Origin of the sequence: Nostoc sp., assembly GCF_036919495.1 — a bacterium.
In the GTDB taxonomy this organism is placed as follows: Bacteria; Cyanobacteriota; Cyanobacteriia; order Cyanobacteriales; family Nostocaceae; genus Nostoc.
In genome coordinates, this window is record NZ_JBALBZ010000102.1 from 1 (window position 1) to 821 (window position 821).

The 821-nt window shown below is 32.4% G+C and carries 1 pseudogene; it reads right to left on the minus strand.

What is annotated here, in order from left to right:
* Positions 1–716: pseudogene (locus tag V7K25_RS14785) on the minus strand (IS1634 family transposase); the annotation flags it as partial.
* Between the last annotated feature and the right edge of the window lie 105 nt (positions 717–821).

Sequence of the window (821 nt, forward strand, 5' to 3'; positions counted from 1 at the left end):
GTGTATAAGGCACTATCTGCTACACATATTCCCTCAAATGTCCATTGCTTTCTAAATTCTTTTAATCTTGATACGAATACGCTTTTATCATCTACATTTCCTGAGTCTATTTTTAAATATAATGGGATATCTCCATCTCCTGTCACTATCATGTCTATGATAAATTGTTTTAAGTCTGGTCGGTGATCTCTTGAGTACCCATGTACAATTTCTATTGCTTTCATCTCTGATGATCATTCATTTAATTCTCTTTTCTCATTGACTTCATCTCTTAATTGTGCATCTTTTTTATATTCCCCGTGTACATATATTGAACTCCCGTCTAAATGAATGCTATTCATTTCTACTTGGAATTTCTCAGCAGCTTTTATGGCGATTGCTGTAAATAATTTGGTTGTCCCTACTTGATAATATTGGTCTAATGCTCTTCCTAATTTGTCATCATTTAGATGTGATGGTAATACTCCTGTACCTATTAAATGTTCAGTCGCTTTTCCTACAAAAAATTCTTCAAATAAGTATAATGGTGCGCTCAAAAACCCTAATCCATTCAAAATCATTGCTTTCATTACTTGTCCAGGAGTGAGAGTTTCTTTAACTTTTATTCCTACTTTTTTATTCACTTCTTCTACCAATTCTATCTCGTCTATTATTCCCGCTACTATACCTAAATGGTCTATATCTAGGACTTTTATTGCTTCTAATGCCTCATTCATGCTTTTTTATCTCTCTACTTGACGCTTATTATTTTATATAAAAAAAGCCTGAAATGATTGTCTGGCAATTATTTCAGGCTTCAGATTCTCTAATTTCATAATTAT